Annotated in this window: 22 protein-coding genes; 15 read left to right on the forward strand and 7 right to left on the reverse strand. The window is 48.0% G+C overall.

Features of this window, described 5'->3' with window-relative positions; genetic code table 11:
• The first annotated feature begins 10 nt into the window (after positions 1-10).
• The 11 genes from AC2T0J_RS21935 (at position 11) to AC2T0J_RS21985 (ending at position 9989) form a co-directional block, all read left to right on the forward strand.
• On the forward strand, positions 11-520 hold the full coding sequence (locus AC2T0J_RS21935; RefSeq protein WP_489807848.1) for a sigma-70 family RNA polymerase sigma factor: 510 nt from the start codon (positions 11-13) through the stop codon (positions 518-520).
• Entirely contained in the window at positions 513-1214 is a 702-nt protein-coding gene (locus AC2T0J_RS21940; protein ID WP_489807849.1) for a DUF3379 family protein, read from the forward strand. Before AC2T0J_RS21935 ends, AC2T0J_RS21940 begins: the two co-directional genes overlap by 8 nt.
• A 176-nt stretch (positions 1215-1390) precedes the next feature.
• On the forward strand, positions 1391-1594 hold the full coding sequence (locus tag AC2T0J_RS21945) for a hypothetical protein (protein WP_489807850.1): 204 nt from the start codon (positions 1391-1393) through the stop codon (positions 1592-1594).
• Between the two features lie 26 nt (positions 1595-1620).
• The gene (locus AC2T0J_RS21950) at positions 1621-1809 is read left to right on the forward strand and encodes a hypothetical protein (RefSeq protein WP_489807851.1); all 189 of its coding nucleotides are present in this window, start codon (positions 1621-1623) and stop codon (positions 1807-1809) included.
• A gap of 306 nt (positions 1810-2115) precedes the next feature.
• A complete protein-coding gene (gene putP / locus AC2T0J_RS21955; RefSeq protein WP_489807852.1) occupies positions 2116-3636 on the forward strand; it encodes a sodium/proline symporter PutP in 1521 nt (506 codons plus the stop codon).
• 314 nt (positions 3637-3950) lie between these two features.
• Positions 3951-4865: a sulfate adenylyltransferase subunit CysD gene (gene cysD / locus AC2T0J_RS21960; RefSeq protein ID WP_489807853.1), complete on the forward strand. Its 915-nt coding sequence runs from the start codon at positions 3951-3953 to the stop codon at positions 4863-4865.
• Positions 4865-5458: an adenylyl-sulfate kinase gene (cysC, locus tag AC2T0J_RS21965; protein WP_489807854.1), complete on the forward strand. Its 594-nt coding sequence runs from the start codon at positions 4865-4867 to the stop codon at positions 5456-5458. Before cysD ends, cysC begins: the two co-directional genes overlap by 1 nt.
• Entirely contained in the window at positions 5458-6246 is a 789-nt protein-coding gene (cysQ, locus tag AC2T0J_RS21970; protein ID WP_489807855.1) for a 3'(2'),5'-bisphosphate nucleotidase CysQ, read from the forward strand. Before cysC ends, cysQ begins: the two co-directional genes overlap by 1 nt.
• A gap of 2 nt (positions 6247-6248) precedes the next feature.
• Positions 6249-7664: a sulfate adenylyltransferase subunit CysN gene (gene cysN, locus AC2T0J_RS21975; RefSeq protein ID WP_489807856.1), complete on the forward strand. Its 1416-nt coding sequence runs from the start codon at positions 6249-6251 to the stop codon at positions 7662-7664.
• A 17-nt stretch (positions 7665-7681) separates the two neighbouring features.
• Positions 7682-9406, forward strand: coding sequence for an SLC13 family permease (locus tag AC2T0J_RS21980; protein ID WP_489807857.1), 1725 nt, complete (start codon positions 7682-7684; stop codon positions 9404-9406).
• Between the two features lie 28 nt (positions 9407-9434).
• Complete coding sequence (locus AC2T0J_RS21985; protein WP_489807858.1) at positions 9435-9989, forward strand: zf-TFIIB domain-containing protein; 555 nt, start codon at positions 9435-9437, stop codon at positions 9987-9989.
• A gap of 26 nt (positions 9990-10015) precedes the next feature.
• On the opposite strand, the gene AC2T0J_RS21990 is transcribed toward AC2T0J_RS21985, so the two are convergent.
• The 4 genes from AC2T0J_RS21990 to AC2T0J_RS22005 all read right to left on the reverse strand — a co-directional run bounded on the left by AC2T0J_RS21990 (position 10016) and on the right by AC2T0J_RS22005 (position 12829).
• Positions 10016-10165 (reverse strand): hypothetical protein, encoded by a 150-nt coding sequence (locus tag AC2T0J_RS21990; RefSeq protein WP_489807859.1) that lies wholly within the window; start codon positions 10163-10165, stop codon positions 10016-10018.
• Positions 10166-10323: 158 nt separating this feature from the next.
• On the reverse strand, positions 10324-10698 hold the full coding sequence (locus tag AC2T0J_RS21995) for a hypothetical protein (RefSeq protein WP_489807860.1): 375 nt from the start codon (positions 10696-10698) through the stop codon (positions 10324-10326).
• A 154-nt stretch (positions 10699-10852) separates the two neighbouring features.
• Positions 10853-12046 carry an ABC transporter permease gene (locus AC2T0J_RS22000; RefSeq protein ID WP_489807861.1) on the reverse strand — a complete coding sequence of 398 codons (1194 nt, stop codon included), beginning with the start codon at positions 12044-12046 and terminating at the stop codon, positions 10853-10855.
• A 3-nt stretch (positions 12047-12049) separates the two neighbouring features.
• A complete protein-coding gene (locus AC2T0J_RS22005; RefSeq protein ID WP_489807862.1) occupies positions 12050-12829 on the reverse strand; it encodes an ABC transporter ATP-binding protein in 780 nt (259 codons plus the stop codon).
• A 147-nt stretch (positions 12830-12976) separates the two neighbouring features.
• Here AC2T0J_RS22005 and AC2T0J_RS22010 point away from each other — a divergent pair, with 147 nt between their 5' ends.
• Positions 12977-13681, forward strand: a complete 705-nt coding sequence (locus tag AC2T0J_RS22010) for a Yip1 family protein (RefSeq protein ID WP_489807863.1) — start codon at positions 12977-12979, stop codon at positions 13679-13681.
• Here the strand turns inward: AC2T0J_RS22010 and AC2T0J_RS22015 are convergent.
• Positions 13678-14514, reverse strand: a complete 837-nt coding sequence (locus tag AC2T0J_RS22015; protein WP_489807864.1) for a DUF3025 domain-containing protein — start codon at positions 14512-14514, stop codon at positions 13678-13680. The two genes, AC2T0J_RS22010 and AC2T0J_RS22015, sit on opposite strands and share 4 nt — an antisense overlap.
• Positions 14515-14600: 86 nt before the next feature.
• Between AC2T0J_RS22015 and AC2T0J_RS22020 the strand changes: the two genes are divergently transcribed.
• Positions 14601-16244 carry a M28 family metallopeptidase gene (locus AC2T0J_RS22020; protein ID WP_489807865.1) on the forward strand — a complete coding sequence of 548 codons (1644 nt, stop codon included), beginning with the start codon at positions 14601-14603 and terminating at the stop codon, positions 16242-16244.
• 217 nt (positions 16245-16461) lie between these two features.
• Positions 16462-18129: an asparagine synthase B gene (gene asnB, locus AC2T0J_RS22025; protein ID WP_489807866.1), complete on the forward strand. Its 1668-nt coding sequence runs from the start codon at positions 16462-16464 to the stop codon at positions 18127-18129.
• A 53-nt stretch (positions 18130-18182) separates the two neighbouring features.
• Here the strand turns inward: asnB and AC2T0J_RS22030 are convergent, their stop codons facing one another.
• Positions 18183-19100, reverse strand: coding sequence for a type 2 periplasmic-binding domain-containing protein (locus tag AC2T0J_RS22030; RefSeq protein WP_489807867.1), 918 nt, complete (start codon positions 19098-19100; stop codon positions 18183-18185).
• A 10-nt stretch (positions 19101-19110) separates the two neighbouring features.
• On the reverse strand, positions 19111-19758 hold the full coding sequence (queE, locus tag AC2T0J_RS22035) for a 7-carboxy-7-deazaguanine synthase QueE (protein WP_489810386.1): 648 nt from the start codon (positions 19756-19758) through the stop codon (positions 19111-19113).
• Between the two features lie 114 nt (positions 19759-19872).
• On the opposite strand from queE, the gene queC reads away from it, so the two are divergent.
• Complete coding sequence (gene queC / locus AC2T0J_RS22040; protein ID WP_489807868.1) at positions 19873-20529, forward strand: 7-cyano-7-deazaguanine synthase QueC; 657 nt, start codon at positions 19873-19875, stop codon at positions 20527-20529.
• Positions 20530-20784: the final 255 nt, after the last annotated feature.

The following is a 20784-nucleotide window of genomic DNA, read 5'->3' on the forward strand; positions in this document are numbered from 1 at the left end:
CTGGTTAATCATGAAAGAAAAAACGCTCCGCTACGACGCTTTGGTACGTGCTCTTCACGGTGATATTTATCGCTATGCGTACTGGCTCACAAACGATAAGAGTACTGCCGAAGATATTGTGCAGGAGACGTTCCTGCGCGCCTGGCGGGCATTGGATAGTTTGCAAGATGAAAAAGCCGCAAAATCCTGGCTGATCACTATTTTGAGACGGGAAAACGCCCGGCGCTTCGAACGCAAGCAGTTCGATTTAGTCGACTTTGACGAAGTATCCGTTGCTGGAAATGACGATCAGGATAGTGACGCGGAGCTCCGTCAGGTAAGACGGGCAATAGGTAAACTGGCACCGGATTATCGTGAGCCCTTGATGTTACAAATCATATTTGGTTTTAGTGGCGATGAAATCGCCCAGCAACTGGAACTCAATAAAAATACCGTTATGACAAGGTTGTTCAGAGCGAGAGCGCAATTAAAGGATGCACTGACATCATCGTCGCAACAAAGAGGTTTACATAGTGGATGAATTAGAATTTCGCCGCCGAGTCTATACAAACCCTGCGGATAACGAGAAAGATTTGCTCGAAGCTGCTGCGCAAAATCCAGACAACGATGCATTTTGGCAGGACATCAAGCAACTTGATAAGAAATTAAAAACCGCAGCTCATGTGCCCGTGCCTGACGATCTGGCTAACCGACTTATCCTCAAGCAAACGTTACGGGAGTTTAATCAGCAAAAACGCCGTAATCGTTGGTATATTGGTCTTGCTGCCAGTGTCGCCTTTACCTTTGGGATTGCGTTAACCGCCTGGCAACAACAGCATGTGCAGCTGGATCAGGCCGCATTAGCGCATATGTACTACGCAGAGACTGAGCAACCCCACGCCAATACCGAGATTACCCCTCAGTTAGTTAACGCCAAACTGGCACAGTTTGGTGCTGAACTCGATACTTCGATTGGTCATATTGCCTCGGCAAATTACTGCATTCTCGATGCGATTCGTAGTTTACACCTGATTATCGAAACCCCTGAAGGGCGCATCTCGGTTTTCCTGGTGCCGGATCACGATAAGCCTATGACCAGAGACTTTGCCGACGAAGTTTATCATGGCAGCAGCTATGCAATGCATAAAACCAATATCCTGGTTGTGGGTGATAAAGATACCAATATTCCGGCATTTAAATCAGAACTTAAACAATTTTTAAAATTTTCAGCGTAGACAAATACCTTAACATTGAAACGCCGGGCAGGAATTGCCCGGCTTCACCATCCTCGCCATCCAAGAATGTCTGAGAATTACAAAACCGTGCTGACGTTCAGTTTAAGCAATAGTTGATTAAGGCATAGTAGAATAGCACTGAATGTCCAGTGCGTAACCTCAAGGAATAACTGACTATGCAAACTTTAACAATGAGTGAAATCTCGATGGTAACTGGCGGCTGCGAAGAATACTGCTGGGGCGACTTTGAAGTTGGCGGATTGGCTGCTGCAGCATCCGGCGGTGCTGTAGCAGGCAGTGTCGCAGGACTGGCCGGAGCAGCTGTAGGCGCTGTTGGCGGCGCTGTCGCTTATCTGCTTGACGTTGTATGGACAGATTAAACTGCCCGGATTGACTGGAGTCTGATATGCAACTCAGCAAAGAAATATTCTTCGTTATTATCAGCTTGTTGTCAGGGGTAGCAGTGATCATTACCGTGGAGCAAGTAGTCGGTGCCGAGGGACTGATAGTGATGGTTGCGAAGAATTTTAGTGCGGGGGCAACGACAACCGCCGTTTATCTCACTCTTAAATGGCTCGAGAGAGAACCTCTATAACCCTACCACAGGATATTCAGTAAACTGAATATCCTGTTTTTTTAAGTCAGAGTCTTATCAAATATAACTCCGTTAGCCACCGCAACCTTATTAAACTTACAAACCTGAATCAAGTTATCGCTATAAACGACTAACTTGCATTAATTCCTCTTGTTCACTTAAGTGCTTTCAAGCCCTTACCTTACCTATTGGCTGTCATCCTGTTATAGTGACTCAACACGAGATGCTTTAGGGGCAAAACGGCTAACGCAGCGCTACTCCGTAAAAAGCACACTTTAATCAAACAATAATGAGAAGGGAGCGCTAATGGCAGTAGGCACAATGATTTCTTTAGGAGTGTATTTTCTGGTTATGCTGGGCATCGGCTGGTATAGCTTTAAGGAGTCCGACACCAGTGTAGAAGGCTACATGCTGGGCGGGCGTAAACTTGGCCCCGCCGTAACGGCTTTATCGGCCGGCGCCTCGGATATGAGCGGCTGGATGTTAATGGGGTTGCCGGGCGCTATGTATGTGGCCGGTATCTCAGCCATGTGGATTGCAGTAGGTCTTACCATCGGTGCTTTCGCTAACTATATACTGGTTGCGCCACGTTTACGGGTTTATACAGAAATTGCCAATAATGCCATCACCCTGCCCGACTATTTTGAAAACCGCTTTGCGGATAACTCCCGGATGCTTCGGGTTATTGCTTCAGTGGTTATTGTTATCTTTTTCACCCTGTATACCTCTTCTGGTGTGGTAGCCGGCGGCAAGCTGTTCGAATCATCCTTTAACCTGAGTTACGAATTAGGCCTATACGTAACCGCAGGAGTGGTTGTGGCTTACACCTTGATTGGTGGCTTTATGGCGGTAAGTATGACCGACTTTGTACAGGGTTGTATTATGTTCCTGTCGCTGATTCTGGTACCCATTGTGGTGGTCATGAACCTGGGCGGATTATCTAATGCCAATGCCATTATCACCGATATAAACCCTAACCTGTTTGCCCTGTTTACCGATGCTTCAACCAACACAGCTCTCTCCACCGTTGGGATTATATCGTTGCTGGCCTGGGGATTAGGCTATTTTGGTCAGCCGCATATTATTGTGCGTTTTATGGCAATTCGCTCGGTAAGAGATGTGCCGGTTGCCCGCCGTATCGGTATGAGCTGGATGATCATGTCCATCATCGGTGCATTGTTTACCGGCCTTTACGGCATGGCATACGTGAGTCAACAGGATGGCGTTAGCATCGATCCGGAAACCATTTTTATCTACCTTTCACAATTGCTGTTCCACCCGTTAATTGGTGGTTTCCTGTTAGCGGCAATTCTGGCGGCCATCATGAGTACTATTTCCTCTCAGTTACTGGTGACCTCAAGCTCTTTGACCAGCGACTTTTATCAGGTATTTCTGCGTAAAGATGCATCAGAGAAAGAGTTGGTAATCGCCGGACGGATATCAGTCATCGTCGTGGCGGCAGTGGCTATTGCGCTGGCTTATGACCGCGACAGCACTATTTTGTCACTGGTCAGTAATGCCTGGGCAGGCTTTGGGGCGGCATTTGGTCCACTGGTGATCTTCAGCCTGTTCGACCGTCATATGACCCGGGCGGCGGCGTTTGCCGGCATGATCACCGGCGCAGTAACGGTGCTGTTATGGATTTACCTGCCGATTACCATTGGTGGCCAATCATTGAGTGCCTGGATGTATGAGATCGTCCCCGGCTTCATTCTATCGAGTCTTGCCATAGTCGTTGTGTCTAAACTGACCCAGCCACGGGAAAGCGTTAAAGAGACCTTTGAAAAGTTTGAAGCCGCCCTGCATCATCAGCAAAATGTAATTTAACCAACACATCGGAGCAGCAATTCAGGTTTTTTTATCTCCCTGAGTTGCTGCTTTGTTCAATCGTTTTTTCATTCAGCTGGCCAGGTTTTCGCCCTGATCAACGCCGCTATCATAAGCAAATCAAGGCTCTCCAGGATGTGGTTCCTTTACTGCCTGCCCTTTTCCAATTCAAGGTTTATGACGGCCAAATTACAGTGGAATAAAAACGTAATTTCAAATAGCAAAATAACATAGCACTTTTGTTTCTAAATATGCTAGGGTTCTATGCATATAATCATTTCGTATATAAACCTAAACAACTTCGGACTCGATAAATGACTGATAGTATCCCGTCAACCACCCACTTGAAACAACTCGAAGCCGAGAGTATCCATATCTTTCGTGAAGTCGCCGCAGAATTTGAAAATCCGGTGATGCTTTATTCCGTTGGCAAGGACTCTTCGGTGTTACTTCATTTGGCACGTAAGGCCTTTGCTCCTGGCAAAATTCCTTTCCCGTTACTTCACGTTGATACCACGTGGAAGTTTAAAGAAATGATAGAGTTTCGTGACCAGCAGGCTAAAAAGTATGGCTTTGACTTGCTGGTACACATCAACCAGGAAGGCGTTGATATGGGTATGGGCCCATTCTCTCACGGTAGTGCCAAGCATACCGATGTGATGAAAACTGCCGCCCTTAAGCAAGCCCTGAACAAATACAAGTTCGACGCCGCCTTTGGTGGTGCTCGCCGTGACGAAGAAAAATCACGCGCCAAAGAGCGTGTTTATTCATTCCGTGACAGCAACCACCGCTGGGATCCCAAAAACCAGCGTCCGGAGTTATGGAACATTTATAACTCTCAGGTAAACCGTGGCGAAAGCATTCGGGTATTCCCAATGTCTAACTGGACGGAACTGGATATCTGGCAGTACATCTACAAAGAAAATATCGACATTCCTCAGTTGTACCTGGCCAAGCCTCGTCCGGTTGTAAAGCGGGATGGCGTACTGATTATGGTAGATGATGACCGTATGCCGCTGGCAGAAGGCGAAGTACCAGAAATGAAATCGGTCCGCTTCCGTACTTTGGGTTGTTACCCACTGACCGGTGCGGTGGAATCGACTGCTGCTACGCTGCCTGAAGTCATTCAGGAGATGCTGCTGACCAAAACGTCAGAGCGTCAGGGCCGGGTTATCGACCATGACAGCGCAGGCTCTATGGAGAAGAAGAAAATGGAAGGTTACTTTTAATGGCTACTAATATCGTCTGGCATCAACACGAGATCAATAAAGAGACTCGCGGCGAAAGCCTTGGCCAAAAGCCGCGTGTATTGTGGTTAACCGGTTTAAGTGGCTCGGGTAAATCGACCCTGGCCAACCTGCTGGAGAAAAAACTCCACGAACAGGGTAAGCACACTTACCTGCTCGATGGCGACAATGTGCGCCACGGCCTGTGCGGCGATCTGGGTTTTAGTGATAAAGACCGGGTAGAAAATATTCGTCGTATCAGCGAAGTCGCTAAATTATTTGTCGATTCGGGCATGGTGGTATTAACCGCGTTTATTTCACCGTTTCAGACCGATCGCGACTTTTGTCGTAACCTGTTAGCCAACGGCGAATTTATCGAAGTATTTGTGGATACCCCACTGGAAGTGTGCGAGCAGCGCGATCCTAAAGGCCTGTATAAAAAGGCCCGCAGTGGTGAAATTAAGCATTTCACCGGCATCGACTCTACCTATGAAGCACCCCAGTCTCCGGAAGTCCATTTGCAGTATCAGGATGAACCGGCGGAACAGACTGCAGAGCGCCTGTTTACCCTGCTTGAAGAAAAAGGATTATTATAATGGCGATTACGGATCCACTGGCACTTCAGGTGCTCGCCATCGCAAAAGAAGCTGGCGCCAAGATCATGGACATTTACGACCGTGACTTCGCCATCTATGAAAAACAAGACACCAGCCCTTTAACTGAGGCGGATTTAGCTGCCCACAAGAGCATTGTGGTCGGGCTTGAGGCGATTTCACAGCTACCTATCCTGTCTGAAGAATCAGCGGATATCAGCTGGGACGAGCGCAAAACCTGGGATAAATACTGGTTGGTTGACCCTCTCGATGGTACCAAAGAGTTCATCAAGAAAAACGGTGAATTTACGGTAAATATTGCACTGATCGACGCCGGTAAGCCAATCATGGGTGTGGTATACGCCCCGGCGCTTAACAAATCTTACGTTGGTGTCGTTGGCCAGGGTGCCTGGACAGAAACCACTGAGGGCGTAAACCCAATCAGCGCCAAGCCGCATCAACCCGGCGAACTTTGGAAAGTCGTGGGCAGTCGCTCACACCAAAGTCCTGAAATTCAAAATCTACTGGCTCAGCTTGAAGGCGAAACCGAACTGGTTGCCATGGGAAGCTCCTTAAAATTATGTCTGGTTGCGGAAGGTGAAGCTCACCTTTACCCACGCTTAGGCCCAACATCTGAGTGGGATACCGGCGCGGCACACGCGGTAGCATTAGCTGCCGGGGCCGACGTTACCGTACTGGACGGAGCTGACCCGCTGAAAGCTGACGCCGAGGCTCTTACTTACAACCAAAAAGAGTCTGTGTTGAACCCTTATTTCCTCGTGAGTGCATAAGCATGAATAACGAAAACGCATTATTGAAAGAAGACATTCTGTCTTACCTAGAACAACACGAACAAAAAGATCTGCTGCGCTTTTTAACCTGCGGCAGTGTAGACGATGGTAAAAGTACCCTGATCGGACGCTTGTTACACGACTCAAAGATGATCTTTGAAGACCAATTAGCAGCCATTACCCAGGACAGTAAAAAAGTCGGCACTACCGGCGACAAAGTTGACCTGGCGCTATTGGTAGATGGTTTACAATCAGAGCGTGAGCAAGGCATAACCATTGACGTAGCCTATCGCTACTTCTCTACCGACAAACGTAAGTTTATTATCGCGGATACCCCTGGACACGAGCAGTACACCCGCAACATGGTAACCGGTGCTTCTACCTGTGACCTGGCTATTCTGATGGTTGATGCCCGCGCCGGTGTAAAAACGCAGACTCGTCGTCACTCATTCCTGGCTTCGCTGTTAGGTATCAAGCATGTTATCGTTGCGGTAAACAAAATGGACCTGATGGATTATTCCGAACAGGTTTACAAAGACATCCAGGCAGACTTCCTGGAGTTTTCCAAGCAGCTGAACATCACCGATATCCAGTTTGTGCCCATTTCGGCACTGGAAGGTGATAACGTAGTTAACATCAGCGAACATACACCATGGTACGCCGGTGAAACGCTGATGAACATGCTGGAAAATATCGCAATCCAGAAAGATGCTAACACCGATGATTTCCGCTTCCCGGTACAATACGTAAACCGCCCTAACCTCGACTTCCGTGGTTTTGCAGGTACTGTTGTATCAGGTTCAGTTAAACCTGGTGATGAAATTACCGCGTTGCCTTCTGGCAAGAAGTCCAAAGTGAAATCGATTGTGACTTTCGACGGCGATTTGGACGTTGCTTACCCACCACTGGCAGTCACCTTAACGCTGGAAGATGAGATTGATATCTCCCGTGGCGATATGATTGTTAAATCAGACAACCTGCCTCTGTTAAGTACTCAGTACAAATCGCATCTGGTATGGATGGCGGATGAGCCAATGATGCCTAACAAACAGTATCTGTTTAAATTTGCCAGTCAGATGACATCCGGTTCTGTAGCGGAAATCGACCACCTGATTGATGTGAACACACTGGAACATACCCAGGGCGTACACATGAACCTGAACGAAATTGCGGTAGTCGACCTGAAATTTACCCAGCCAGTACCTTGTGATAATTATCAGAAGAACCGTGCAACCGGCGCGTTTATTGTGATTGATCGCCTGACTAACGGCACCGTAGGTGCAGGTATGATCATCGATGAAATCGCCAAGGACCAGCAACATAAAACGCAGGAATTCTCAGCCTTTGAGCTGGAGTTTAACGAGTTGGTTCGTAAGCACTTCCCTCACTGGAATGCGCTCGATATTAGCAAACTGTAGGAGCAGGTTCTCGCAAGATGGAACTTAACCAGCTACTGGTACTGATGTTTTTCTTTGGTACCATCGGGGCGCTGATTTTTACAAATCAGCGCCCTTCTACTGTATTTGCATTAACGGTGCTGGGTCTGTTGACGACTCAGCAGATTACCTTTGATCAAATTCTCGATAACTTAACCAATAAGGGCTTAATTACTCTTATTTTGTTGCTCCTGGTGAGCAGCGCCATTGATAAAACCGCCTTTATTAAACGTTTGGGCCGAAAACTGGTAACGGCCAGTTTTACCAAATCATACTGGCGATTGTTTGGCCTTACCTTTTTCTCGTCGGCGTTGCTGAATAATACGGCAATTGTGGCCAGCCTGATTGGACCGGTAAAACAAAACCAGTACCACCCTGCTTCCCGATTACTTATTCCTTTATCCTATGCGGCTATTTTAGGTGGTACCGTTACCTTAATTGGTACGTCTACCAACCTTATCGTAGATAGCTTTTTACAAGAACATGGTCATCCTGGTTTTGGTTTTCTGGACTTTACCCTGTTTGGCCTTATCGCAGGTTTAAGCTGCGGTTTACTGATGTTTATGCTTTCCCCTTTATTACCGGTCATCGCTAACAAGCAACGCGATTTCAGGGAATACATTGTTGAAGCTGAAGTCAGTGAAGATTCAGAACTGGTTGGCAAAACGGTTGAGCAGAATCATTTACGTAATCTGCCGGAATTGTTTTTGGTTGAAGTGGTTCGTCAGGGCAAGCTCATTACGCCGGTCAGTCCTGACTTAAGTATCCAGGCGGATGATAAGCTTATTTTCTCTGGCAATGTAAAGAACCTGGACACGCTGAGCCACATCAAAGGGCTTAAAACCTTTGCTGAGACAGACGGCATTTTGCGTGAAAACCTCACCGAGGTTATCGTTTCCAACCGCGCACAAATTATTGGCCAGACGATAAAAGCACTGGGCTTCAGAGCGCTGTTCGACGCTGCGGTAGTGGCAATTCGCCGTGATGGCGAGCAATTATCCGGCAAGCTGGGAGAAATTAAACTGCAGGCTGGTGACTTTTTATTACTCGCCGCGGGGCCGGATTTCCACAGTCGGCACAATATTTCCAAAAACTTCTTTATTCTTTCTGAGCAGCGCATCGCGCGGCCGCTTTCCACCCCTCAGGAGTGGATAACGGTGGGTGGATTCTTACTGACTGTGTTGCTGGCAGCTACAGATATCTTGCCGCTTGGCATTGGATTACTGTTTTTCGCCGCTGTTCTGCTGGGCGCAAAAGTAACCACAAACGGGGAAATCAAACGTAACCTGCCATTAAACCTGATTGTGGTCATCGTCGGGGCGTTATCACTGGCTACCGGGCTGGAACAGTCTGGTGTCATCGATTTAAGCACCGAGTTACTGGTGCCTTACCTGGCAGATACCAACTGGCTTATGGCACTAATTGTAGTGTATGTGCTCACCCTGCTACTCACTGAGTTTGTTACCAATAACGCTGCTGCCGCATTAATGTTCCCATTTGCCTATGGTTTGGTGGAAATTATCGGCGCGCCGTTACTGCCATTCGCGTTAGCCGTGGCTTTTGCTGCCAGCGCAAGCTTTATATCGCCCTACGGATACCAGACGAACCTACTGGTGTTTAATGCGGCCAATTATAAGTTCAGTCACTTTATTCGCTTTGGTTTACCCATTTCAATTGTGTACTCTTCCATCGTGATTGCATTACTCAACTGGGTTTATTTTTAAGCAAGTTTACTCATAACAAGGATGTAGGATGTATTGTACAAAATGTAAAACCGGTACCTTGAAGCCAAGTTTGTTGGATGGTATGTTTCGCGCTCATACCTGCTCAGATTGCGGTGGAAACTGGATCCTGGTAGAAGACTTTATTGCCTGGAAGGAGCAAAACAACGCCTTTCAGTTTCCCGCTGAGCACACGGTAAGTGAAGACACCGAAGACACCAAAAAAGCGCTGCTCTGCCCGGTAACCGGCGCGATCATGCGCAAGTTTAAAATTACAGCAGGTACCGATCATCGGATTGACTACAGTGCCTCCGTTGGCGGTATCTGGCTTGATAAAGGCGAATGGGATTTACTTAAAGCAGAAGGCATTGCCGGAACACTTAACAACGTGGTCACGCAACAATGGCAAAAGCAAATAAGAGCAGAAAGTACCGCCAATAACCTCAGCGCCATATACGCCGAGAAGTTTGGTGACGATACTTATGAAAAGCTTAAGGCCTTACGTGAATGGCTTAACAGTCAACCCAATAAATCAGACCTCAGAGCCTATTTGCTGGCAGAAGATCCGTATTCTGTTACCAGGTAATCCAGCAAGAACGCGGCGCTGTTATGTTAATCGCAGCGCTCATTTTCACCACGCAACCACTGCGCCCCGTTCAGATACAAATCATCCTGTAGCTGAAGTTGATACACCGTCTGCTTAGCATTGGCAAAATTAAGCTCTAATGTACCGGCCTGACTGGTTCTGCCATGTGCTTGCATTACCATCACTTACGGTACCACTGAAGCCGTCCATGCTGTAGCCGCCTGAGTGAAAACTGCTGGCAAAGCTACCATCGCTAGATAACCATAATTCGTGCTTTTCAGGATACCCTGAGCCGGTAGTAGCGAACAATATAACGCCCTTGCATGTTGCTCTGCTAGCTTGCAGCATCCTGTGCCGGCTCTGGCGCGGCGGGTTCGGAAAGTCTCAAATCTGTGGTTAATCGAATTACCACTTCTCGCTTTTCCTGGTCGACATTGGTACTCATCAAAATGGTAGCCAGGCTCAAACCTTCACGCAGCGCTTTAGCGGCGATAGAAACAATAAGGGGGATAGAAGACCCAACCACCTGGTAATCATTTTGTACATAGCCTTGCTTGTTTTCAGGTTGAGCATCAGGAATGGTCAGAGTAAAACCAAGAGGGGAAAATGTAACCTCAGTTTCAGCGGTATAGATTTCACCGGGTTTAACCTCAACGGCCAGGCACTGTTGGCTCGCCAGCAAAAGAAGTAGTCCTATTAACCTGTTCACTTTACAACCCTGATGATAAAAAGCACGACAAATCAGGTTGTTTTTTGTGCGGCGACATGTAAGAAAAGCGCAAGAGTTATTGGTTATCTGAAAGTAGCAGACTATTACAGAAGCCCCGGATAGCGCCCGATGGGTGCTTCCGGGGTAATTACTGTTACCGGAACAGAACTTTTTCTTTGTTGAACCAGAACACACAGAAGTACAGAAGTGCGCCGGCAATCACTGCAGTGGACGAAAAGATAGCAAACAGCTGGAAGTAATCCATGGTGCCTTTAATCAGCTCTTTGATGGCCAGGGCTACATTCGTTAATGGTACCCAGGCCCAGCCGCCTTTGAGTTCTACGCCAGGTAGCATTGCCAGCATAACCGGCACAATGACGGCAAACACCAGCGGCGTCATATACCCCTGCGCTTCTTTAAAGCTGCGGGCATAAATCGACAAACTTAGCAGCACTGCTGAGAAAATCGCCACCACCGGCACTAACATTAAGAACATCAACACAAAATCGATAGCATTGATGGCGCTCATAAATTCGCTAACCATTTTAATTGCCATACCCTGACTGATTACCAGCCCCCATACGGCCATGCTCGAAACGGTGATCAACGCCGATGTGGCTCCTGCCAGCGCAATGGTAAGGAACTTACCCAGCACCAGTTTGTGTCGTTCGATGGGCGAAATAAGCAGGGTTTCCAGCGTACCGCGCTCTTTCTCACCCGCGCCCAAATCAGTCGCCGGGATCATGGCGCCTTGTAAACACAACATAAAGATAAAGTACGGGATCATGCCGCCGATTTTTTCACCCCAGTTTTCACGCTTGTCCGCCACATCGACTTTTTTAATCACGATAGGCTCAATAAGCGCCTGTTGCTGGGATTCATCCAGATCTAGTAAGGCAAAGGCTTTCTGCTGGCTGCGCTCGGCATAAACATCAACGATTTTATCAAGTCGACGACGCACCATGTTGAGGCCAGCATCATTTAAATAGAGGCTCAGTTCAATCTGGCCACTCTGCAGGGCATCCTCACTAAAATTATCCGGGATAACCAGCACAAAGTCGGCTTGCTCAGACTTTACATAAGCGGCGATATCCTCGCCCTCTTCTATTGTGACCTGATTAAAGAGTTCAGAAGCCGCCAAATCGTCAACCAATGCAGGGGCGTATTGCGCCCCCACCACCGCGTAATCGAGCACCTTGTTTTCAGCTTTATCAACCGCTTTACCGGCAAAAAACATCACCAGACCGATTAATAAAGGAAAGACCAGAATCGGTAGCGCAACCATAAAAAACAGGGTTTTTCTGTCGCGCAGCAGCTCTTTAATTTCTTTCAACATCACTTTCCACATACGCTATGCTCCCTGGTTGATTACGTGCATAAAGGATTTATGAAGTGAGCCCTCTGCCTGACCTTTAAATTGTTCAAAGGAGTCAGAGAAATGGGTTTTGCCGTGATGGATCACCGTTACCCGATCACACAATTCCGCTACCTCATCCAGGTGATGAGTGGAAAAAATCACCGGCACCCCCTGTTCTTTTAGGCGGCTGATAAAATCCAGCACCGTTTGCGCGGCCATAATATCCAGGCCGGTTGTGGGCTCATCCAGAATAACCACTTTCGGGTCGTGCACCACCGCGCGGGCAATAGCCGTCTTCTGTTTCATCCCGGTAGAGAAGTTCTCGCTGCGACGGTCTAAAAAGGTGTGCATATCCAGAATATCAGCCAGCTCAGTTATCTTGGCGTCGATTTGCTCTTCACTCATGCCATGGAGTTGCCCAAAATAGGCAATATTCTCACGACCGGTTAAGCGCCCGTACAAACCGGTAGAGCCAGACAAAAAGCCAATCATCTGACGGGCAACAACAGGCCTGGTTACCACATTGGTACCATTAATAATGATTTCGCCACTGTCGGGGGTGAGTGCGGTTGATAACATCCGCAGTGTAGTGGTTTTACCGGCGCCATTCGGGCCTAACAGCCCCAGCACCTCGCCGGCTTCACAGTAAAAGGACACGTCCTGTACAGAATGGAAAAACCGCCCCTTCAAGCGGGGATCTTTTTTTTCCTGATCGCTGAGTTTTTTAGGATTCTCAACGGCGAATTTTTTTGCCAGATTTGAGATTTCTATCATTATCCTTCCCTAAGTTATTGTTATTGGTCCGGTTGGCTTGTGAAAATTCGTTACACTTTTTCCCGCAAACCAAGGAAAATTATGAGTATACTGGCATGACTAAAAATAATAATCTGCAGAAATGTTACAAAATATAAGGAGTCAGGGATGTCGGAAGTCACCAATCCTTTCCAGGCATGCAATAACATCTTTTTTAAGCCCAATGGCGTGTTCAGAGCCATCGACGAAAAAAACAACTGGTCCTGGATACCGTTTTTCATTGTTATCCTGATGAGTGTGTTACCCGCTTACCTGTATATCAACTTTGTTGACTTCGAATGGTATAAAAATATGTTGGTAGACACTCAGTATGGCGAGTTGAGCCCGGCAGAACAAGACAACATCCGCGGTTCCATGGCCCACCCACAGGTAATGGTGGCAATGTTAATTTTCGGCGTTCTGGGACCCATTGTGGTAAACGCCATCCTGGCGCTGTACCTGAACCTGACAACTAAATCCGACGAGGAAAATCTTAACGGATTCACCGACTGGTATGGCTTCACCTGGTGGGCAGGCATGCCCGTTGTAGTGGGCGCTTTACTGGGTATTGTCTTAATTGCGCTTGAAGATAACCATCAGGTATTACCTACTATCGTCAGCCCTTTATCCGTAGCCTATATCTTTAATGTGAGTATGGAATCAGACTGGTTCGGTTTCGCTCAGGCATTACGTCTGGAAACCTTGTGGTCGGTCTATCTGATAACGGTTGGTATTACCCAGTGGACCCGTTTCGATACTAAAAAATCGGCCATTATCGCCGCCGCACCCTTTGTGATTATCATGGGCGTCTGGGCGTTAATAAAGCTTTTCTAAATGCGGCCAAGTGGCAATTGAATGGTGGCTGGCGCGTTAGGCGCCAGCGGCCGAAAATAATCAGCATCGGCATAAAATGCCTCATTCTGGTTTTCGTACCAGCCTGGTATTCCCAGTAACGGTAAAGGCTTTAAAATATTTTTTGCCGCCAACCCGTCAAGTTCAGATAGCCGCTCAGCCAATGCCGCATCTACCATCTGATAGCGGGTTTTCTCATCCTCTCGCTCAAACCCGGCCGGCACAATCACGGCAAGCCATTTAGCGGTTAAACCAATAAAAGGGTCCAGCAGCATTTCATATAACGCATGACCAATTATCATTGGAAACAGCGTGGTACCCCATTCCTGCTGGTTATCAACCAAACACGCCTGCCATTGATGGTTTGCCAGCAGGCTCAGTAGTCGGTTACCTGCTTCGAGCTTGTCTTGTGGAACGGCAATAACCAGCCCGCACTCATCAAAATGCGTAATACGATTCCGCTTAGGGGTTCTGGGGTGCACGCCAAACTGCGCAATCTCCTGACAATGCAGTGCATTGATCAGTTTTTTAGTGCGCGGGAAGACTATCCACATCATCGCATTAAAGGTGTCATGCCAATTAGTACGCGTTGGCACTTGGTGTTCCTCGGCGATAAAGACTTCATAATAGCGATTTGCCAGAGCGGCCTGCTCATCATCAATAAAGTCAGGACCTGCCCAGCCTTCGTCCATTCGTCTGGCATAATCATTAAGTTGTGGCACTCTTACCGGATTGCGCGCAACCATCCTAAACGTGGTAAACAACTTCTCTATTGGCAAAGAGGACAGCCTGGCTGATTCGGGTTGTGAAGACATGAGAAAACGAGGATATCTTAGCAGTTCAATTTTGTACTGAATTCTCTATACTGGAAAGCTAATGTAAAGCAATCAGAGCAAAATAAATGAAAAAAATCCTCCTGTTGCCGTTAGTTGTTTCCTCAGTGGCGTGGTTATCTGCCTGCTCACAGGAACCAGCGGCCACAACCCCGACAGAACAAAACAACTTTGATGCGGTATATAACAGCATTACAGCCAACAAAATAGCACCGCCACTAAAAATCCTGGCGTCTGATGAATTTGAAGGGCGTTTGCCAACGACAGCGGGCGAACAGAAAACCCTCGATTTTCTGGTTTCAGAATTTAAACGACTTGGCCTTGAACCAGGTAATGGCGACAGTTACCTGCAAGCGGTGGAGCTAATGGAAATTACCGCCGATCCGGACATGGCGATGACCATTGGCGATCATACCTTTGAATACAAAACCGATATGGTTGCCGGCTCCAAGCGCCAGCAGGATGTGGTAACACTCACCGATTCAGAGCTTGTTTTTGTGGGGTACGGTATCAATGCTCCGGAATACGACTGGAATGATTACGAAGGCCTGGATGTGGCCGGTAAAACCGTGGTTATTCTGGTTAACGATCCAGGTTTTGAAAACCCGGAAGGTGGCAAATTTCAGGGTACCACCATGACCTATTACGGTCGCTGGAGCTATAAATACGAAGAAGCCAGCCGCCAGGGTGCCGCGGGAGCCATTATTGTTCACGAAACTGCCCCGGCTTCTTACGGCTGGTCGGTTGTCGCCAATAGCTGGAGCGGTCCGCAGTATGGCTTGGTTAGCCCGGACAAAGGGGCAAGCCGCGTGGCTGTTGAAGGTTGGTTAACGCTTGAAGCCGCCAGCCGCGTATTCGCGGATGCCGGACTCAATTTCGAGGAAGAAAAAGCTAAAGCCATGCAAGGCCCCTATTCCGTGCCGCTCGACCAAAGCATGTCGGTGACGGTTAAAAACACCTACCAGGCATCCACCAGTTACAATGTGCTGGCCACCCTGCCGGGTAGCGAAACACCGGACGAGCACGTGATTTATACGTCGCACTGGGATCATCTGGGCAAGGATGAAAGCCTGGAAGGCGACCAGATTTATAACGGCGCACATGATAATGCAACCGGTACTGCCGCGGCACTGGTTATGGCTGAAGCCTTCAGCAAACTCAAGCCCGCTCCGAAACGCTCAGTGTCATTTTTAATTGTTACCGCCGAAGAGCAAGGCTTGTTGGGCTCTAAGTACTACGCTGACCACCCGATTATCCCGCTTGATAAAACCGTGGCCAATATCAATATGGACGCCATGAATGTACTGGGTAAAACCAAGGACATCGCGGTCATCGGCATGGGTAAATCCGATCTTGAAGAAGAGCTGACTATCGCAGCGAATCGTCAGGGCCGAACCGTCACCCAGGAAGATCGCCCCGAAGCCGGATATTACTATCGCTCAGATCATTTCAGCTTTGCCAAAGTCGGCGTTCCAGCGCTCTATGCGAAGGGTGGTAGCGAGCCCTTTGACGAAGAAACCGCGAAATATCGCAAACGTACCAGCGTGATAGTGACTGGCTGTTATCATCAGGTCTGTGACAAGTTCCGTGACGACTGGGACCTAAGCGGAATTTCACAGGATACCCAGCTGTTAATGGAAGTTGGTTATTTGGTCGCCAACAAAGACAGTTGGCCGCAATGGCGTGAAACCAGTGAGTTTCAGCGTAATTAATCAGGCTCCTCCAGAAAACCGCCACTTTCGGCGGTTTTTTTTATCTAAATGTTTAAATAGGCCAGATTGTACTTGCATTTTTTGCTCATGCTGGCACATTCAGTAGTCGCGAGTGTAAAGGTTTATCCTGCAAAAAAATAATCCACCGCTGTATGTCAATTCGAACACCGACAGAAAACATTATCCTTTAACTATGTGACAAGAGAGAACGCTTCTTATGTGTGGTATTTTCGGTATCTTAGATATCAAAACCGATGTGTCTGAACTCAGAACCCAAGCTTTGGAACTAACCAAAACGCTGCGTCACCGCGGCCCTGACTGGTCGGGTATCTGGAATAATGACAATACCATTTTGTGTCACGAGCGTTTAGCAATCGTCGATGTTGATACGGGTGCCCAGCCACTGATCAGTGACAACGGGCAACAGGCTCTGGCTGTAAATGGTGAGATCTATAACCACAAGCAGCTCGCTAAAGAGCTGGACACTCCTTACAACTTTAAAACCCGCTCTGACTGCGAGGTCATTCTGCCGCTGTACCAACAGCGCGGTGTTGAGTTTATTGATGATTTACAAGGCATGTTTGCGTTCATTTTGTATGACGAAAAAGAAGATGCCTATCTGATTGCTCGTGACCATATTGGTATTATCCCGCTGTATACCGGTTACGACGAACACGGTAATTTCTACGTGGCTTCCGAAATGAAGGCACTGGCCCCGGTGTGTAAAACGATTAGTGAATTTCCTCCGGGCCACTACATGTGGAGCAAAACCGGTGAGATGGTCAAGTATTATAAGCGCGACTGGATGGAATACGACGCCGTTAAAGACAACGAGTCGAACATTGAAGAACTGCGCATTGCCTTCGAAAAAGCCGTTAAGTCACACATGATGTCAGACGTACCTTACGCCGTGCTGTTATCCGGTGGTCTGGATTCATCGCTTGTTTCCGCAGTTGCTGCCAAATACGTAGCCAAACGGGTTGAAGACGAAGACAAATCCGATGCCTGGTGGCCTCGTCTGCACTCATTTGCGGTCGGTCTTGAAGGCGCGCCTGATTTAGTGGCTGCCCAAAAAGTAGCAGAGATGATTGGCACGGTGCACCACGAAATTCACTTTACCATTCAGGAAGGTCTGGATGCTATTCGTGATGTGATTTATCACCTGGAAACCTATGATACCACCACTATCCGTGCCGCCACGCCAATGTACCTGATGACCCGTAAGATTAAAGCCATGGGTATTAAAATGGTATTGTCGGGTGAAGGCTCTGATGAAATCTTTGGTGGCTACCTGTATTTCCACAAAGCACCGAATGCTAAAGAGTTCCATGAGGAAACGGTACGTAAACTGGACCGCCTGCACATGTTCGACTGTGCCCGTGCGAACAAAGCCACCTCGGCGTGGGGTGTTGAAGCCCGTGTCCCTTTCCTTGATAAAGAATTCATGGATGTGGCCATGCGCCTGAACCCGAAAGACAAGATGTGCGGCAACGGCAAGATGGAAAAGTACATTCTGCGTGAAGCCTTTGATAACGGTGAGACCCTGCCGCCGGAAGTGTTATGGCGTCAAAAAGAGCAGTTTGGTGATGGTGTAGGGTACTCCTGGATTGACTCCATCAAGGACTTTGTTGCCAATGAGGTAAGCGATCAACAGCTGGCCTCTGCGGAGTTCCGTTTCCCAATCAATACACCGGATACCAAAGAAGGTTACTACTACCGCACCATTTTTGAGGGATACTTCCCGCAAGAAACAGCGGCTCGCTGTGTGCCTGGAGGTAAGTCTATCGCCTGTAGTACGGTAGAAGCCCTTGAATGGGATGAGAGCTTTAAGAACAATGCCGACCCGTCCGGTCGCTCTATGCAGGGCGTGCACGGCAAAGCATAAGCAACTCTTTGCAACCAAAAACAGCACCTTTGAGGTGCTGTTTTTTTATCTGCTTACCGGGCACTTTTCTCAGGCGTGTGTAACTGCGGATCAAACCACAAGGCTTTGTCGTCCAGCGGCGTTTCTTTCGGCAGTAACGGGTTTTCTAAATGGAAGACCTTACGTTCGCCCACGTTTACTTTCAGTAATGCCTCACGGTGATGGCTCACAAAGATATTATCGAAAGAGCCATCCTCCAGAGCCCTTCTTAACCCCGTTTCAATCAGCCGCGCCATGATGGGATTTGAGCGATTCACAAAGAAATACATCGCAGCAGGATAATGCACAACCAAAGATGGCTCCAGCACGATGTCGTTATCCAGTGAACGGGCATTTAATTCACCCAGTACTTCGCTAACGGCTCGTGGGAAAAAGTCTCCCTGTTTTAACTCCAGGCGGTTAAATGCCTCGGGAAAATCAGACACTGTTAGCACATTAAACCCGTTGGACTGCAAAATTTTAGTATCCGGCCATTCGGCACCCTGTAACGCCGTTAAAGCGGTTAAATCACGGACTTCGCGGATGTCTTGAAACTTAGCGGCAAAGTCCTGATTAATTAAGAACACGCGCCAACCAATAAGGCCTTTATGGATGGGGATACGAATAGGTAACAACTCTTTTTCGCGCTGCATATCCGTCATGACCCAAACGATGTTGATTTCACGGTTTTCCTTTAACTGCCGGATAGCTTTGCCCTGCAACAAAATACGTTCAGACGGGGTGAGAGTGTAGCGTACTCCGGTTTTACTGAGCGCCAGTTTGAGCAGCGTTAACGGGTACTCATGGCGGCTGTCAGTTTCATTGATGGGTCGCGGGTAGTGAATCGACCAGTTGGCAGCACTGGCGTCTAGCGTCCACAGTACCAGTATTAAAAGCAGTCCAATGCCGCGGTAAGTCCTGGTGCGTTGTAGGTTAATAATGTACTTCTTCATTGGTCTTGCCTCAGGCGATACCGACGTATTTATGCGTTTGTAGCGACAGACGCCAGTTACGCTCGATACAGGTTCTGATGGCCAGTTCGGTGGCTCTGGGCTGTTGACTGATAGGTTGCAGACAAATAATGTCCGGAACGGTATCAAGCTTCGCCAGTAATGCGTCCAGTTCATCGATGTGTTTTTGCATCGCGATGGGATGCTTTATTTCATTCGCTCGTTCAAGGGCGCTGGACAGAATATCGTAGCCGCCTTTCATATTAATTTTAGGCGATACGGTGACCCAGGTGTCTTTGGCACAGCGCACTTCAAACGCGCCACTGGTTTCAATTTGGGTGGTATAGCCGTGCTCATGAAGTAATTCAGTGAGCTCGGTTAAATCGTACATGCAGGGTTCTCCCCCTGTAAGCACAACGTGTTTGGCCTGATAGCGCTGCTGCTCAAACAGGGCCAGCAGACCCAGCTCTGAAATACCGAAGTAGCGTTCCGATTCGCCGGCTTTATTAATCACGGCATCAACGCTGTCTATCATGTTTTCGTTCAGTTCCCAGGTGTGCTTAGTGTCACACCACGGACACCCTACCGGGCACCCCTGCAGACGCACAAACACCGCTGGTACGCCGGTATAAACGCCTTCGCCCTGGATGGTTTCGAACATTTCATTGATATTGAGTCGTTGATCTGTCAATTGTTTAATCCTGTCGTGATTATTGTTGGGATTCTAGCAGGGATAGCATAAAATTCCGTTATCATTTATTAAATTATACCTGTTATGTCTGAAAAAGTGATTGTTATCTATTCCGGCGGCATGGACTCATTTACCGTGCTTAATAAAGCGCTGGAAGATGGAAAGTCGCCCATGGCACTGTCCTTCAACTATGGCCAGCGCCATAAAAAGGAGCTCGATTACGCCGCTCGGGTGTGTGCCGAACTATCGATTGCGCATAAAATCGTCGATATCTCGGCCATTAACGATTTGATAGGCGGTTCTGCACTTACCAGCGACATTGATGTACCTGAAGGGCATTACGAAGAACCCAGTATGAAAACAACTGTTGTGCCAAACCGCAATATGATCCTCCTTTCCATGGCTGTGGGCTATGCTGTGAGTGAAGAGTCTACTAAGGTTTACTACGGTGCACATTCAGGCGATCACGCGATTTATCCGGACTGCCGCCCTGAGTTTGTGGAAAAGATGAATGATGTGTGTGCGATCGCCAATTATGAGGCGGTTGAAATAGTCACCCCTTACCTACGGGTAAGTAAAACTGCCATCCTCACTGACGGCCTCAGAATGGGTCTGGACTATGGCAAAACCTGGACCTGTTACAACGGCCGCGAAAAAGCCTGTGGTCAGTGTGGAGCCTGTCAGGAGCGCCTCGAAGCTTTCAGTGATAACGGCATAGCGGATCCACTGGATTATGAATAACCATCACGGCAAGAACATTTTACACCTGTAAAACGGAGTTTTGCTATGCAGTCAGCCCTGTTGAGTTTTGCCACTGTTACTCAGTGTCTGACGAACCCTGCTCAGGCCGGTCAAAGTCTCACAGTACAAATAAAAGGGTACGATAACGGTGTAAAGTCCTCAGCCTGACAGAGGCTGATATTGGAACTTGTTTCTGGCCAGTGGCGTAAGGGCCATTCGCAAAAAATAGCGCGCCTGAGGTTTGTACTCTCAGGC

The sequence above is a fragment of the Alteromonas sp. ISO5 genome (assembly GCF_058105165.1).